The 14,881-nt window shown below is 39.2% G+C and carries 14 protein-coding genes; 9 read left to right on the forward strand and 5 right to left on the reverse strand.

Annotation, left to right across the window (positions count from 1 at the left end; translation table 11 throughout):
• Nucleotides 1-44 precede the first annotated feature (44 nt).
• Nucleotides 45-1,208, forward strand: a complete 1,164-nt coding sequence (hemH, locus tag VB694_RS17030; RefSeq protein WP_323361523.1) for a ferrochelatase — start codon at nt 45-47, stop codon at nt 1,206-1,208.
• A 157-nt stretch (nt 1,209-1,365) separates the two neighbouring features.
• Here hemH and VB694_RS17035 read toward each other — a convergent pair whose 3' ends face one another.
• Nucleotides 1,366-1,911 (reverse strand): DUF4126 domain-containing protein, encoded by a 546-nt coding sequence (locus VB694_RS17035; RefSeq protein ID WP_323361524.1) that lies wholly within the window; start codon nt 1,909-1,911, stop codon nt 1,366-1,368.
• Nucleotides 1,912-2,212: 301 nt separating this feature from the next.
• A complete protein-coding gene (gene xth, locus VB694_RS17040) occupies nt 2,213-2,995 on the reverse strand; it encodes an exodeoxyribonuclease III (protein ID WP_323361525.1) in 783 nt (260 codons plus the stop codon).
• Between the two features lie 511 nt (nt 2,996-3,506).
• Here xth and VB694_RS17045 point away from each other — a divergent pair.
• Entirely contained in the window at nt 3,507-3,695 is a 189-nt protein-coding gene (locus VB694_RS17045; RefSeq protein WP_323361526.1) for a hypothetical protein, read from the forward strand.
• 36 nt (nt 3,696-3,731) lie between these two features.
• Nucleotides 3,732-3,995, forward strand: coding sequence for a hypothetical protein (locus tag VB694_RS17050; protein ID WP_323361527.1), 264 nt, complete (start codon nt 3,732-3,734; stop codon nt 3,993-3,995).
• Between the two features lie 250 nt (nt 3,996-4,245).
• Here VB694_RS17050 and pheS read toward each other — a convergent pair whose 3' ends face one another.
• Nucleotides 4,246-5,238 (reverse strand): phenylalanine--tRNA ligase subunit alpha, encoded by a 993-nt coding sequence (gene pheS, locus VB694_RS17055; protein ID WP_323361528.1) that lies wholly within the window; start codon nt 5,236-5,238, stop codon nt 4,246-4,248.
• 259 nt (nt 5,239-5,497) lie between these two features.
• On the opposite strand from pheS, the gene surE reads away from it, so the two are divergent.
• The 5 genes from surE (at nt 5,498) to pheT (ending at nt 13,182) form a co-directional block, all read left to right on the forward strand.
• Nucleotides 5,498-6,295, forward strand: a complete 798-nt coding sequence (gene surE / locus VB694_RS17060; RefSeq protein ID WP_323361529.1) for a 5'/3'-nucleotidase SurE — start codon at nt 5,498-5,500, stop codon at nt 6,293-6,295.
• A gap of 271 nt (nt 6,296-6,566) precedes the next feature.
• A complete protein-coding gene (locus VB694_RS17065) occupies nt 6,567-7,457 on the forward strand; it encodes an MBL fold metallo-hydrolase (protein ID WP_323361530.1) in 891 nt (296 codons plus the stop codon).
• 580 nt (nt 7,458-8,037) lie between these two features.
• Nucleotides 8,038-9,141 carry a bifunctional riboflavin kinase/FAD synthetase gene (locus VB694_RS17070; RefSeq protein WP_323361531.1) on the forward strand — a complete coding sequence of 368 codons (1,104 nt, stop codon included), beginning with the start codon at nt 8,038-8,040 and terminating at the stop codon, nt 9,139-9,141.
• 190 nt (nt 9,142-9,331) lie between these two features.
• Nucleotides 9,332-10,240, forward strand: coding sequence for a MoxR family ATPase (locus VB694_RS17075; RefSeq protein WP_323361532.1), 909 nt, complete (start codon nt 9,332-9,334; stop codon nt 10,238-10,240).
• A gap of 494 nt (nt 10,241-10,734) precedes the next feature.
• Nucleotides 10,735-13,182: a phenylalanine--tRNA ligase subunit beta gene (gene pheT / locus VB694_RS17080; protein WP_323361533.1), complete on the forward strand. Its 2,448-nt coding sequence runs from the start codon at nt 10,735-10,737 to the stop codon at nt 13,180-13,182.
• Nucleotides 13,183-13,250: 68 nt separating this feature from the next.
• Here pheT and VB694_RS17085 read toward each other — a convergent pair whose 3' ends face one another.
• Nucleotides 13,251-13,790: a Uma2 family endonuclease gene (locus tag VB694_RS17085; RefSeq protein ID WP_323361534.1), complete on the reverse strand. Its 540-nt coding sequence runs from the start codon at nt 13,788-13,790 to the stop codon at nt 13,251-13,253.
• Between the two features lie 347 nt (nt 13,791-14,137).
• Here VB694_RS17085 and VB694_RS17090 point away from each other — a divergent pair, with 347 nt between their 5' ends.
• The gene (locus VB694_RS17090) at nt 14,138-14,407 is read left to right on the forward strand and encodes a YciI family protein (protein ID WP_323361535.1); all 270 of its coding nucleotides are present in this window, start codon (nt 14,138-14,140) and stop codon (nt 14,405-14,407) included.
• A 112-nt stretch (nt 14,408-14,519) separates the two neighbouring features.
• Here VB694_RS17090 and VB694_RS17095 read toward each other — a convergent pair whose 3' ends face one another.
• Nucleotides 14,520-14,708: a hypothetical protein gene (locus VB694_RS17095; protein ID WP_323361536.1), complete on the reverse strand. Its 189-nt coding sequence runs from the start codon at nt 14,706-14,708 to the stop codon at nt 14,520-14,522.
• Nucleotides 14,709-14,881: the final 173 nt, after the last annotated feature.

Genomic DNA, 14,881 nt, shown 5'->3' on the forward strand with positions numbered 1-14,881 from the left:
AACATTAGTAAAAAAATTGTAAGAATTGGGGGAAAGTAACTGCTATGATTCGTGTAGGCGTATTATTACTCAATCTCGGTGGACCGGATAAATTAGAAGATGTGGGTCCATTCTTATATAACCTATTTTCAGATCCCGAAATTATTCGTCTGCCATTTCGATGGATGCAAAAACCATTGGCTTGGTTTATTGCCACGCGGCGAGAAAAAACATCTCAAGCGAATTATAAGCACATTGGCGGGGGTTCACCACTACGCCGAATTACTGAAGAACAAGGGGAAGCATTAAGAAAGCAGATGGAGGCGATGGGTAAAGCAGCAAATATCTATGTAGGAATGCGTTATTGGCATCCTTACACAGAAGAAGCGATCGCCCAACTAACTCAAGATAACCTAGAAAAGCTGGTAATTTTGCCACTTTACCCCCAATTCTCTATTAGTACCAGTGGTTCTAGCTTCCGGTTGTTAGAACAACTTTGGCAAGAAAACCCAAAACTGCAAAGTCTGGAATACACAGTTATTGATTCATGGTACAAAGAACCAGGCTACCTGCAAGCAATGGTAGAACTGATTACTGACCAACTCAATCAATTTCCCAATCCTGATCAAGTACACATCTTTTTTAGCGCCCACGGCGTACCTAAAAGCTATGTTGTCGAAGCGGGTGATCCTTATCAGCAAGAAATTGAGGAATGTACTCAGTTGATTATGCAAACCCTCAATCGCCCTAATCCCCACACCCTAGCTTATCAAAGTCGTGTCGGTCCTGTAGAATGGCTACAACCGTATACTGAGGATGCCCTGAATGAATTAGGCGCACAAGGCGTTAAAGATTTAGTAGTTGTACCCATCAGTTTTGTTTCGGAACACATCGAAACACTACAAGAGATTGACATTGAATATCGGGAAATAGCCGAAGCCGCCGGAATTCATAACTTCCGTCGTGCAGCAGCGCCCAATACCCATCCCGTATTTATTAAAGCACTGGCAGACTTGGTAATTGAGTCTTTAGAAAAGCCTAACCTCAAACTCTCTCAAGTTACCCAGATGAAAAAAAAGGTGAAAATGTATCCCCAAGAGCGTTGGGAATGGGGTTTGACAACTAGCGCCGAAGTCTGGAATGGTCGCATAGCCATGCTAGGTTTCATCGCCTTACTCATCGAAATAGTCACAGGTCGAGGTTTGCTTCATGCCATAGGAATTTTATAGGAACAAAGGGAAAGGGTAAATCTTCTTAGGGACTTCCAAGAAATAAATGATCCCGATTAACTAACCGCTCCAGGCGCAGAGGACACAGAGTTTGAGAGATTTTTGCGTTAGGTGGTTGAGTGTTTTTTTATTTGGAAGTCCCTTACCCTACATCCTCTCACCCACGGCGATTTTGCCAGTACCACTGATACCACTGTTTGGCACTATGAATAGCAAACAAAAGCAGGATTAAAGCAATTAATCCCCCTTGGCGGGGAGCATCCACGGCAAACAGTACCAGTACAATACACAAGCTATCTTGCAGAAACACTGCCCACAAGGGCAAGCCACGCAAGCGATAAAACCAACCTAATTGAACTAACTGAAGTACCAAAGCCAACAAACCACCAATCAAGGCTATTATCCAACTTGGTAATTCTGTTGCCGAAGCAACTGCTAACCCCATAATTGCTCCTACTATGGGAGACAAAAATAATTGCACCAGCTGTAATATTCTCTGCCCAGCCAACTTTTTAGAAGCAAATAGCTCAAATAGTGACCAACTGGCTAATAAACAGACTAAAATATAGGGTGAGATCCGTGATAAAAGCGGGACTTGAGACCAGAGATTACTGCCTTGTAACAAGCCAATAATTAGCAAGGGTGTACCTAATCTCATTCCTGCTGCGGCTCCGGCAGACAGGGCGGCGAGGATTTCAATCATGGGAATATCCCCAGTATTAATAAATAAGTAAAGAAGAGTTACGAATGTTTAGTATTTCGGGAAATAGTTTTTGTCCAAAACTGAAGTTAAACAATAGGTTCATAATATTAGAATACTGTGTTTGTGTTTTATATACACAGTTTTAATCTATAGTTCTGATGTTTGGGTAGATATTAAGCATGAATTTCTGGTTGATATTTTTGGATATCAGTCTTAAGACTGATTTTTTGTTAAGTAAATTAACTGATAGTCTTGGCAATTTCACAACCATTAACGCAAGTATACTAGTTACTTATTTTGCCTAAAACTCCACAATTACTGGCGTATGATCACTAGGCTGTTCTAACTTCCTTGGTGCAACATCAATAATGCAACTTTGAGCGCGATCGCACAAAATAGGTGTTAAATAATGATGATCTATTCTCCATCCTAAATTTCGTCTAAAAGCAGCCGTCCGATAATCCCACCAGCTATAATTTCCTCCTTCACTGTTAAATTTACGAAAAGCATCTGTAAAGCCTAGTGCCAGAATATCCTGTAAAGCTTGGCGTTCTGGTGCAGATGCCATAATGTGATTTTCTAATTTCACTTTGTCATTAATATCTATATCTTCCAAAGCAATATTAAAATCACCACACATAGAAATAGCCGGATTTGATAACAACAACACCTGCAAATATTTTCGCAATATTGTTAACCAACGCAGTTTGTATTCATATTTTTCACTTCCTACCGATGAACCATTAGGAACATAAAGATTAATAATTCTCACTCCATCAATCACACCAGTAATGACCCGCTTTTGCTCATCCCATAGTGGATCTAATTCTGGTAAAATTGCTGTGAAACCCCTACTCACATCTGCCAACGGTTGACGGCTAATGAGTGCCACTCCGTTATAAGCTTTCTGTCCGTAAATATAAGGATGATAGCCTAAATTCTCAAAGGGAATTAAGGGAAAATCCTTATCCACAACTTTTGTTTCCTGCAAACATAGAACATCAACAGGATTTTCCTGTAACCAGTTGATAACCTGTTCTAAACGTGTACGAATTGAATTGACATTCCAAGTAGCTATTTTCATGACTTATTGATCAGTAGAGTAGTAGATTAAGAAATATAAAAAGTGTAAATTTTTGGAAACTTTTTGTAACCATTTTTGATTGTTAATTTTTTTGTTCTAGCTGTCATCCCTGCCAAAATTGGCTATAAATAACTGATCCCTATGATAAATTCGTATTCGCAAATACAAAATAGAAGAAATTGTAAGTTAGGCTACAAAATATTCTAATTGATTATGATCCCCAAGATAGATGAAAATACTAAATCCTGGGTTGTAATTTAATAATGATGTTAATTATGAGCTATTATCGATACTATGACATTATATTTGTGAGTGTATTGATAATATAGTTAACTGAAGTTACACTTTCTGGGAGCAAATCCGAAAAGTGAACTGAAATTTAAGAAGAGTCAGTATAAATGCTTTGTCCTCATACAATGATGTTGGGATTTTTAACAGATACATTGATTCGGGTTTAATCAAAATTTTTTTGCTTGATTACAACAACAAACTTTTTTAGGAGGACATTGGTATGAGTAATAGAGCCAACACTTGCCCCTGCTGCGGCGGAGCAATCCTGCGTCATGTTCGGCATAGTGAACTATATTGGTTTTGCTTGTCGTGCCGGCAAGAAGTACCACTTTTAACTGTTAGTCGTAATAGCGTAGAGACTCGTAACAAAGGAGTAGTGACTCCTTCTGTACTTAATTCCGTAGATTAAAAAGGATTCTTTTGCCTGAATCTTACCAAAAAAAAGATGCCTGCTTATTCAATTCCGGCTACTTTAATTGGTAAGTTGGCAGTTTATAATCCTGTTAAGGAACAAGGTTTAGGAGAAGAAATTTTGGAAAATGCGCTATGTCGCATAGTTTGTGTTGCTCAAGAAATTGGTATTTTTGCATTGAGAGTTGATGCTATGGATTTACAAGTCAGAGAATTTTATCTTAAACATGAGTTTATTCCTTTTTTAGATTCTATTAACCTTGTTTTTTGGCTAGAAGTCCAACGAAAAAAGCTTTGAAATTCAGGATGTAAATTAATTGATTCATCTTCATAAAGGCTGATCCATTCTCCAATAGACATTGAATAGTGATCAGATCGGATCTCTTGCCTCATTTTGTCAATTTCTTCCTGAAGTCCCATGTTCTTACTCCCATTTTTAAATTTAGAAAATCTGAAAACCTGGCTTTTGCAATCCGTTGATATTTAATCCTTTTAGGGTTTGGTAAATTAGTAGCTAATTAACTCTAATTTACCATGAAAACCCTACATTAAAACTGCTTTAAAAAGCGCAAATCGCTATTATACAAACGGCGAATATCATCAATTTGATGTAAAACCATCGCAAAACGTTCTACCCCAAAACCGGCCGCAAACCCACTATAAATTTCTGGATCATAACCCACAGATTTAAGTACATTGGGGTCAACCATACCGCAACCCATCACTTCTAACCAACGCCCCTTCCATTGCAAATCTACTTCCGCAGAAGGTTCAGTAAAAGGGAAATAACTAGCGCGGAAACGAATGGGTAAATCACCAAACATCGCTTGCAAAAATATCTTCACAGTACCTTTTAAGTCTGTAAAAGTCAGTCCTTGATCAACCGCTAACAGTTCAATTTGATGGAAAACTGCGGAGTGAGTTGCATCTACATCATCTCTTCTGTAAACTCTACCAGGGGCGACAATTTTAATCGGTGGTTCTTCCTTTTCCATGTAGCGAATTTGCACCGATGAAGTGTGAGTCCGTAGCAAATTACCATCCGGTAAATAGAAAGTATCCTGCATATCACGGGCTGGATGGTCTTGAGGAGTGTTAAGAGCCTCAAAATTGTAGTAGTCTGTTTCCATCTCTGACCCTTGGGCGACAGTGTAACCCATACCGACAAAGATATCCAGCGCCTGATCAACGATACCATTAAGAGGATGAATGCGACCTTGGGGACGATAAATACCCGGCATTGTCACATCTAATGTTTCAGTTTCTAGTTGTGCTTGAATTTGAGCAGATTCTAAAGCGGCGCGTTGCTGGTCTAAACTGTTTTGAATGGCTTCTTTAACCGTATTAGCGATCGCCCCAATTTTGGGACGTTCCTCCGCACTCATCTGTCCCATACTGCGTAACAAAGCACCCAGTTGACCTTTTTTGCCCAAATAGTTAATCCTGAGTTCCTCTAGGCGTTCCAGAGTATCAGCAGAGGCGATCGCTGTTTCTCCTTCCTGCCGCAATACTAAAAGTTGATCCTCTAAATTGGTAGTCATTCGTTTAGTTATTAGTTATTAGTCAGTAGTCAGTGGCAAAATACAACCAACAACTGACGAAGGACAATTAACCTTATGCCATTAATTAAGTCAACGGCACAAGTTAAAACCTTTCCTCTGTTTACTAGTTTAGAAGCGATCAACCATCAGGAATTTTTTTTCTTCCCTGTGTGACCAAAAACACTGACAATGGAAACGAAACTAATTATTAATAACCAATAGCCACCAACAATACTAACGAAACAATGATTAATGACAAATGAAATTATTAATTAGCAACGATGACGGTATTTCCGCCTTGGGTATCCGCACATTAGCCAACACCCTAGCAGAAGCAGGTCATGATGTTAGTGTAGTTTGTCCAGATCGAGAAAGATCAGCAACCGGACACGGATTAACCTTACATCAACCAATTCGCGCTGAAATAGTAGAAGCCGTTTTTCATCCAGCTATTAATGCTTGGGCTTGTGACGGCACACCCTCTGACTGTGTAAAATTAGCATTATGGGCTTTACTAGACTCCCCCCCTGATTTGGTATTATCTGGAATTAACCAAGGTGCTAATTTGGGAACAGAAATTTTGTACTCTGGAACTGTGTCGGCAGCAATGGAAGGTTTAATTGAAGGCATTCCCAGCATTGCCTTTAGTCTCACTAGTCATACTCACAAAGACTTTCAACCAGCAGCAAAATTTGCCAAACTCCTAGTTGACCACCTGGCAGTACAGCCCCTAGCAGATTTAATGTTACTTAACGTCAACATTCCCCCAGTTACCTGGGAAGAACTGGCTGGTGTCACTCTCACCCGTCAGGGAGTGCGTCGCTATATTGATGTTTTTGACAAGCGAGTTGATCCCCGTGGAAAAACTTACTACTGGCTCACTGGAGAGGTTTTAGAGGATGTAGAACCACCAGCAGGGTTAAATGTACCCCCAAACACTCCCCTTGATGTAGAAGTTATCCGTAATAACTTCATCAGTATCACCCCTTTGCAATACAATCTTACTTGTGCCAATGGACTGCATAAATTGTCTACATGGAAATTTAAATTTACGTAAATTTTTCTGTATTTGCCCAAAATTTAAGTCTAAATCAAAACCATTGCAGTACAATCTACGCTATAAATTTAGGAGCCACATTGGCATAATTGAATACGCATAAAATCCGGTGCATCAAAAATTGTAGATAACCGTATTTAACACGGTATGTAGTAAAGTATGCTTTTTTACTATTTTGTATTTTATAATCGAGTTAGTAAGACAGCATAAACTAGAAAAATAAGCAGCATTTTTTTCAGTTATCGCCCGCTCAGTCCAGCAATCAACACCCATGTCTAGGATAGAGAATCAATTTACAGTGCAGTTTTGGGGCGTTAGGGGCAGCATCCCCTGTCCAGGTCCACACACCGTCCGTTATGGAGGTAATACACCTTGTGTTGCCATGCAAGTGGGCGGCAAACATTTGGTTTTTGATTGTGGTACAGGAGTTCATGTTTTGGGACAATCCTTATTGCCTCAAATGCCTGTAGAGGGTCATATCTTCTTCACACACTCCCACTGGGATCATATGCAGGGGTTTCCATTCTTTAGCCCAGCATTTATCAAAGGTAATAAATTTAATATCTACGGTGCGATCGCTCCCGATGGCTCAACCATTGAGCAACGTCTCAATGACCAGATGCTTCATCCCAATTTCCCAGTCCCCTTGCAGATTATGCAGGCCAACTTGGATTTTTACAACATTAAAGCAGGGCAACCAATCCACATCGACGACATCACCATCGAAACGGCACATTTAAACCATCCAGGTGAAGCCGTAGGATATCGAGTTAACTGGCGTGGTGGTGCCGCCGTTTACATCACAGATACAGAACATTTTCCCGATAGATTGGACGAAAATATCCTCTGGCTATCACGTAATGCTGATATCTTGATTTACGATTCCACCTACACCGACGAAGAATACTATTCAAGCAAATCACCAAAAATCGGTTGGGGACATTCTACTTGGCAAGAAGCGGTGAAAATAGCCACAGCAGCCAATGTTAAAACCCTGGTAATTTATCACCATGATCCCGCCCACAACGATGATTTTTTAGATAATGTCGGTAAACAAGCCTATGAGAAATTTTCTGGTGCGATTATGGCACGGGAAGGATTAATCTTACAAGTTCCTGTATTAGATACTTTCTCTGAACCCTTTCCTGTCACTAATTCTTAAGCATGATTTAGCAAAAAATAGACATTGTAAATATTTGAAAACTGAAAATTGTCGTTGACAGTTTTTGTTAAATGCTTTTGAGTTTAGGAAAGAAGCAGAAAATTTGCATTGTAGACATTGTGATAGTTGTCAGAAATAGCTTTTAATGTCAGTCTCGATTATTTTCTTTTTGAAACTCTTCTATAACTGACCTAATTTCAACTGACCTAATTTCCTCTGCTGTAACATCTGTCTGTTCAAGTTTAGAATAGATGAGGAATTTTTATATTGTTTTTAACTGTAGGTGAAAGCTGATTACTGATTACTGGCAGCTAAATACTGACGTTTTTTTGATGATTATTGTGTATTTTGACGTTTATAGCAATATTCTCAGAGATATTTGTGATTTTAGATTAGATTGGTTATGAGAGAAGCTGACAGCGTTATAGTTTGTCTGTTGGTAAAGTAACGACAGCTGGTAAATCAGCTTTTTGTACTTCACCAGCAGAAAAAAAAGCCTATCTCAGCCTCAAATATTGCTAAAAGACTGAGGTTAGCAAACACTAATAGCTAAAATAAACTTAAAATCTCAGAATCCAAGATGCTCAATTTGTCTCAAAATGGATGTTCTGTGTGGGTTGCTGCTTCGACTGAACGGCTACTAACACCAACGGCTGTTGCTCTTGGCAAATTTGACGGTGTTCATCTTGGTCATCAAAGAGTAATTCAACCAATTTTGCATTCAGCAGGGAGTGAAGATGGACAGGGAGATAGGGGAAAATTAGCAGCAGACTCACCTGTTGATTCTATTCAATCATCAACTTGGCGATCATCCTCAGAACATATACACTCAACAGTAGTCACTTTTCATCCCCATCCACAGGAATTTTTTAGTGGACAACCCCGTGCTTTGTTAACACCACTGGATGAAAAAGTCGAACAATTGCGATCGCTAGGAGTAGAACAGCTGGTATTATTACCTTTCGACAAAGAACTATCTGCCCTATCACCCCACGAGTTTGTAGAAAAAATTCTGATTCAGCAACTGCAATGTCAAAAAATCAGCGTTGGCGAAGATTTCTGTTTTGGCAAAAAGCGCACGGGTACTGCCCAGGATTTGCAAATACTTGCCGCCAAGCATAATATACCTGTAACCATAGTTCCTATCCAAACTGATACAGACGAATTACCTAAAAACATTGATTGCATCAACTCTGATGTGATGGATGACAGTCGCATTAGCACTTCATTAATTCGCCAAACTTTGGCAATAGGCGATATTCCCAGAGCCAACCGTCTACTAGGAAGACCTTACAGTCTAACTGGTGTAGTTATACCTGGACAAAAATTAGGTAGAACCATAGGTTTTCCCACTGCTAACCTGCAACTACCAAAAGACAAATTTTTACCCCTTCAAGGAGTCTACGCTGTGCGGGTTCTCATCCATAGTCAAACGCCAGATACTTCTCCTATTCAAAGCTTAGGCGTGATGAATATTGGCAACCGCCCCACTGTCAACGGTACTTATTCAGCAGTAGAAGTACATTTATTTGATTGGTCTGGTGATTTATACGGTAAACAACTGGTGGTACAACTAGTAAAATTTTTACGTCCTGAACAAAAATTTCCTGATTTAGAAGCCCTGAAAACCCAAATTCAACTTGACTGCACCATAGCCAGAGAAATTTTCCATAGTGCATACTGAATTTGGATGATTACTGGGGAACACTGTATATATTGGTAATTGGTAATTGGTAATTGGTAAAAGATAAATATGCTTCCCAATCCCTAATCCCTAATCCCCAATCCCCAATCCCCAATCCCCAATCCCCAATCCCTAATCCCCAATCCCCAATCCCCAATCCCCAATCCCTAATCCCTAATCCCCAGTCAGCATGAGAGAAAAAATTGACGCTTTAACACAAAACTTGGCTCGTACCATCGTTGGTAAAAATGAAGCAGTACGCTTAGTGATAGTTGCTTTGTTGGGTGGTGGTCATGCCTTACTAGAAGATGTACCGGGAGTTGGTAAAACCCTGTTGGCTAAATCTTTAGCGCGTTCTGTAGATGGTAAATTTCAAAGGTTACAATGTACCCCTGATTTACTACCTACCGACATCACCGGTACTAATATTTGGAACCCCAAAAGCGGCGAATTTTCTTTTCTCCCTGGTCCCGTATTTGCCAATGTGCTACTAACTGACGAAATTAACCGCGCTACTCCTCGCACCCAGTCAGCTTTGCTGGAAGTGATGGAAGAACATCAGGTAACAGTTGATGGTGTATCGCGTTCAGTTCCTCAACCCTTCTTTGTCATTGCTACCCAAAACCCCATTGAGTACCAAGGTACATTTCCTTTACCTGAAGCACAAATGGATCGATTTATGCTCTCCTTGAGTTTGGGTTATCCTTCTGAATCAGAAGAACTACAAATGCTGCAAAATCTTCAACAGGGTTTGCAAGTTGCTGATTTGCAGCCTTGTATTACCTTGGCAGAAATAGCTGAGTTGCGCCAACTCTGCTCAAAGGTAAAAGTAGAAACATCCTTGCAGCAGTATATTTTGGAATTAGTTAGGACAACTCGACAGGATGAAGAAATTACTCTGGGTGTGAGTCCCCGTGGTACAGTGGCATTGCAAAAAGCTACCCAAGCCTTGGCTTTTATCTTAGGTAGAGATTATGCTATTCCCGATGATGTAAAGTTTCTTGCACCTTATGTTCTCTCTCATCGTCTCATCCCCAGAGGTGGAAGAAATTCCAAAACTATAGTAGATCGATTATTACGATCAGTGGCTATTCCTTAAGAGGATGTTTGAAAAGTTTTGGGCGAATATAATTTGCTACTATACAGGCAAAGTCCACCTCCGTGGACTAATGAAAAAATGGGATTTTTAACCCGCGCAGGCGGGTTTAGTTTGTATAGCCGCGACTTCTAGTCGCCAGGCTGTAATAAATTAGACTTTTCAAACAACCTCTAAGAGATATCTAAATATAAAATACCCAAAAAAACTCCAAAGATCATGTTCCTGAGAGCATAAAAATCATCGTAAGGGCGAAGCATTCGGACAGAATATCAATGGTTTCAGCGATAGGTTATCACCCGAATGCTTCGCCCCTACAAGGAAACCCAACATTTACGGACTTTTGTTGGGTTACGCTTTTGCTTAACCAAACCTACAAAAATTCTTAACCGAACAGTATTGTAACGTCTGTACATTTTTGCCTATGTGAGACAAAAAGCAAATGATTTTCACCTAACATATAAAGTTAAAGCAAAAGACAAAACCAAACACACTCAATGCGTATTTCTTTAAATTGGCTGCGGGAACTCGTAGAGATAAAACTAACTCCAGAAGAACTAGCCGAAACCTTGACAATGGCAGGGTTTGAAGTCGAAGATATAGAAGATCGCCGCACTTGGGCAGATGGCGTTGTGATCGGTAAAGTGCTGGAACGTCAACAACATCCCAATGCAGATAAACTGAGTGTATGTACAGTAGATATTGGTGCAGATGAAACTGTTAACATTGTCTGTGGCGCGTCCAATGTCCGCGCAGATATTTTTGTTCCAGTCGCAACCACAGGTACTTACTTACCCAACATTGACTTAAAAATTAAACCCGCAAAACTCAGAGGTGTACCTTCCAACGGGATGATTTGTTCTTTAAAAGAACTGGGTTTACCGACTGATATAGACGGGATTCATATTTTCACCGCAGAAAATCTCAGCTTGGGTAGTGATGTTCGTCCTTTGTTGGGTTTAGATGATGTAATTTTAGATGTGACTGCAACTGCTAACCGTGCTGATGCTTTATCTATGGTTGGTATCGCTAGGGAAGTAGCAGCTTTGACCGGAGGAAAGTTGTCTCTTCCCGAATCAAAGGAAGTGACAATTAACAAGCTTACAGGAAATTTACCAAAAAAAATTGAGCTAAAAATCTCTGAAACTAAAGCTTGTCCTGCTTACATTGGTACTGTTGTTGAACAGCTAAAAATTGCCCCTTCTCCTGAGTGGTTACAACAGCGGTTGCGTTCTGCTGGAGTGCGGCCAATTAATAATGTGGTAGATATCACTAATTATGTGTTATTAGAACGGGGACAACCACTGCACGCTTTTGATCAAGAAAGATTAAAATCTGTGGCTGGTGGTGAAAATTTAACCATCGGTGTCCGCTTTGCTGAAGTTGGGGAAACTCTGAAAACTTTAGATGGACAAACCCGCAATTTATCAAATCAGAATTTGTTAATTACTGCTAATAATAAAGCTGTGGCTTTAGCAGGAGTAATGGGTGGTGAAGAAACAGAAGTTCACGAAGGTACAACTAGCTTAGTATTAGAAGCGGCTTTATTTGATTCTGTAGCTATTCGTCGTTCTTCTCGCAGTGTGGGGTTAAGAAGTGAGGCTTCTGGTAGATATGAAAGAGGCGTAAATCGAGCAGAATTAGAAATAGCTTGTAACCGCGCTTTATCGTTAATCACTGAATTAGCAGTAGGTGTAATTGTTCAACAAGAAATTGCTGATACTCGTCCTGATCCTGCTACCTGGTCACATTCTATTCTTCTGCGGTTAAATAGAATTAATCAAGTGTTAGGTCCAGTTGAATTGGGAGTAGAAACGGGAGAACTAGAAGCAGAAGATGTAGAAAGAATCTTGACTGCTTTAGGATGTGAATTAACTGCTGATATAGATCGCACTTGGAAGGTAACAGTACCACCTTATCGTTACCGTGATTTAGAACGGGAAATTGATTTAATTGAAGAAATTGCCCGTCTTTATGGTTATGATAATTTCGTTGATACTTTACCAGAAAAAACCGAACCTGGTTATTTATCTTTAGATCAAGAATTACAGCGGAAAATCCGTGCTTATTTAAGGGCTGAAGGTTTAACAGAATTAATCCAATATTCTTTAGTCAAGCCTGGGGAAGATAAACAGATTGTTCTAGCTAACCCTTTATTTGCAGAGTATTCAGCTTTAAGAAGTGATTTAATTTCTGGATTGATTGATGCTTTTCAATACAATTTAGACCAGGGAAATGGGGCGCTAAATGGTTTTGAAATCGGGCGCATTTTCTGGGAAGAAGAAGATGGTTTGCAAGAAGCTGAAATGCTGGCTGGGATCATGGGTGGTGATGTTACTCTTGGTAAATGGTCCCGTGGTGGTCGGGAACAACCGATGACTTGGTTTGAAGCTAAGGGTATTTTAGAAAGTGTCTTTAAACAATTTGGTTTAGAGGTAGAATTTCAGCCAGAAAATCGAGATTCTCGTTTACATCCCGGACGCACTGCTTCTTTGTGGATTAGGGGTAATAGATTAGGTACTTTTGGACAAGTTCACCCTCAACTGCGCCGGGAAAAGGCTTTACCAGATGCGGTTTATGTGTTCCAATTAAGTTTGGATACTCTGTTAAATGAGTTGGATAATGATGAACTGCTAATTCCCAAGTTTAAATCCTATTCTACCTATCCAGCTAGTGATAGAGATTTAGCCTTTTTCGCACCTGTGAAGGTGACAGTTTCGGAAATTGAAAAGGTGATTAATAAAGCTGGTAAAGGTTTGCTGGACTCTGTGGAAGTTTTTGATGAATACAGGGGAGAAAATGTCCCCGCAGGACAGAGAAGTTTAGCTTTTCGCTTAGTTTATCGAGTTAGCGATCGCACTCTCACTGATAATGAAGTTGAACCAGTTCATGATCAAGTACGTACATCTTTAGTCGAAAAATTCGGCGTGACTTTGAGAAGTTAAGATTTGGTAATTCATTGGTAATTGGTAATAGTTTTCTATTTACTAATTGCCAATTTCCATTATCAAAACTACTCAAAAACAGGCGACCAAATTTCCGAAATTACTACTTCAAAACCAGGTAATAAATCAGGAAGTGTTAAAATATCGCCATCTTCTAAAATCACTGTTTCACCATTACGAGAAACTTCTAATTTTCTTGTTTTGGGATTAATTAAAATTCCCACTTGTGAACCTAAATTAATAAAATCTTGAATCTTTTTTCTGAGTTTATCTATAGAATCAGTTTTAGATTTTACTTCCACTACCAAATCAGGAACTAATTCTGCATAATCTTCTGTTGATTGTTTAAGTCTATCAGCACGTACAAAAGAAACATCAGGCGCACGTAAATCAGAATTTGGTAATTTAAAACCCGCGCTAGAACCAACTACACGGCCTAATTTACGAGGTCTTACCCAGTTTCCCAAAATTCGCGCAAACTCAGTACCTACTTCTTCTGATTCATAACCGGACGGACTCATAATAATGATGCTCCCATCTACTAATTCTATGCGATAGTCTGGATATGCTATCTGTATTTCTTCTAGTTCTTTCACGGTTAAAGACATGATGGTTTTCTCCTGAAATACTACGGAAATACTCTATGGATTGTTACTAATTATTGTATTTGATTAGATCTGATGTGTTCAATTTTATGTTAAAGATGAAAATAATGATTATGCTAATTCTATAGTAGCAATGATTGAGTGAAATTCAAATTTCGTGCTTTCCTGATATCCCCTAATTATATAGCGGAATGTAGGTTGTATGAGATACACAACTTACCAAGAAAACATACACCAAAAAATTTGCAAGTCTGTTCCCTGTTAAGAGTTCCCTGTTCCCTAATCATAATTGACTACAATTCACAATACATCTAAAATAATTCTTTCACCCAGATAAAAATAACAACACCATGCCAAAATACATAATGTGGGGAACTTATTGCGAAGACGTTTTAACTAAACGTGAACCCTATCGTCAAGCGCATTTAGAAGGATTAGCAAAACAGAAAGAATCTGGTGTTTTGATTACTATTGGACCGACCAAAGATGTAACTAAGGTTTTTGGGATTTATGAAGCTGAAGATGAAAACATTGTTTGTCAGTTAGTAGAAACTGATCCCTATTGGCAAAATGGCATTTGGACAGAATACTCTATTAAAGAGTGGATTCAGGCTTTTTAATCCATCCTAATTCATAATTGCAGCAGTAGAGACGTTACGCTGGAACGTCTCTACAGGAGTCAGAAAAAACTCTTTACCCTTCTTCCCTATTACCTTCTTTACGAACTATGAATTAGCCTTTAAGCGCCCGTTTAAAATTGCGACGATAGGATGGATTAGCAATAAACAAAACTGGCCATAATAAACTAAACCCAATGCGATTAGGCAGGGTTTGTGTAAAATGAGTCTTATTAAAGCCAGTCCAAAACTTCCAAGCCCCAACCACATAACCCACTGTCAAACCAAGAATAATTAGTTCCATTGTTGTCAACTCCTTGGTAAATTTAGAAAATCTTAAAAGAAAAATAACAAGCACTGCATAGACTTCATCGCCAAAATAACAGAGTGTATAACTCAGTTTATTAGGTTATGGCTTTGCAGTCATCGGCTTCTATAGAACTCATATTTGATTTTTGAAAAAAATTAGTAGTATTG

This window comes from Anabaena sp. UHCC 0451, from assembly GCF_034931405.1.
GTDB lineage: Bacteria > Cyanobacteriota > Cyanobacteriia > Cyanobacteriales > Nostocaceae > RDYJ01.

Excerpts from the sequence above, each read along its gene's own strand:
- hemH (WP_323361523.1), top strand. The coding sequence starts at position 45 with ATGATTCGTGTAGGCGTATTATTACTCAATCTCGGTGGACCGGATAAA.
- VB694_RS17035 (WP_323361524.1), bottom strand. The coding sequence starts at position 1,911 with ATGATTGAAATCCTCGCCGCCCTGTCTGCCGGAGCCGCAGCAGGAATG.
- xth (WP_323361525.1), bottom strand. The coding sequence starts at position 2,995 with ATGAAAATAGCTACTTGGAATGTCAATTCAATTCGTACACGTTTAGAA.
- VB694_RS17045 (WP_323361526.1), top strand. The coding sequence starts at position 3,507 with ATGAGTAATAGAGCCAACACTTGCCCCTGCTGCGGCGGAGCAATCCTG.
- VB694_RS17050 (WP_323361527.1), top strand. The coding sequence starts at position 3,732 with ATGCCTGCTTATTCAATTCCGGCTACTTTAATTGGTAAGTTGGCAGTT.
- pheS (WP_323361528.1), bottom strand. The coding sequence starts at position 5,238 with ATGACTACCAATTTAGAGGATCAACTTTTAGTATTGCGGCAGGAAGGA.
- surE (WP_323361529.1), top strand. The coding sequence starts at position 5,498 with ATGAAATTATTAATTAGCAACGATGACGGTATTTCCGCCTTGGGTATC.
- VB694_RS17065 (WP_323361530.1), top strand. The coding sequence starts at position 6,567 with ATGTCTAGGATAGAGAATCAATTTACAGTGCAGTTTTGGGGCGTTAGG.
- VB694_RS17070 (WP_323361531.1), top strand. The coding sequence starts at position 8,038 with ATGCTCAATTTGTCTCAAAATGGATGTTCTGTGTGGGTTGCTGCTTCG.
- VB694_RS17075 (WP_323361532.1), top strand. The coding sequence starts at position 9,332 with ATGAGAGAAAAAATTGACGCTTTAACACAAAACTTGGCTCGTACCATC.
- pheT (WP_323361533.1), top strand. The coding sequence starts at position 10,735 with ATGCGTATTTCTTTAAATTGGCTGCGGGAACTCGTAGAGATAAAACTA.
- VB694_RS17085 (WP_323361534.1), bottom strand. The coding sequence starts at position 13,790 with ATGTCTTTAACCGTGAAAGAACTAGAAGAAATACAGATAGCATATCCA.
- VB694_RS17090 (WP_323361535.1), top strand. The coding sequence starts at position 14,138 with ATGCCAAAATACATAATGTGGGGAACTTATTGCGAAGACGTTTTAACT.
- VB694_RS17095 (WP_323361536.1), bottom strand. The coding sequence starts at position 14,708 with ATGGAACTAATTATTCTTGGTTTGACAGTGGGTTATGTGGTTGGGGCT.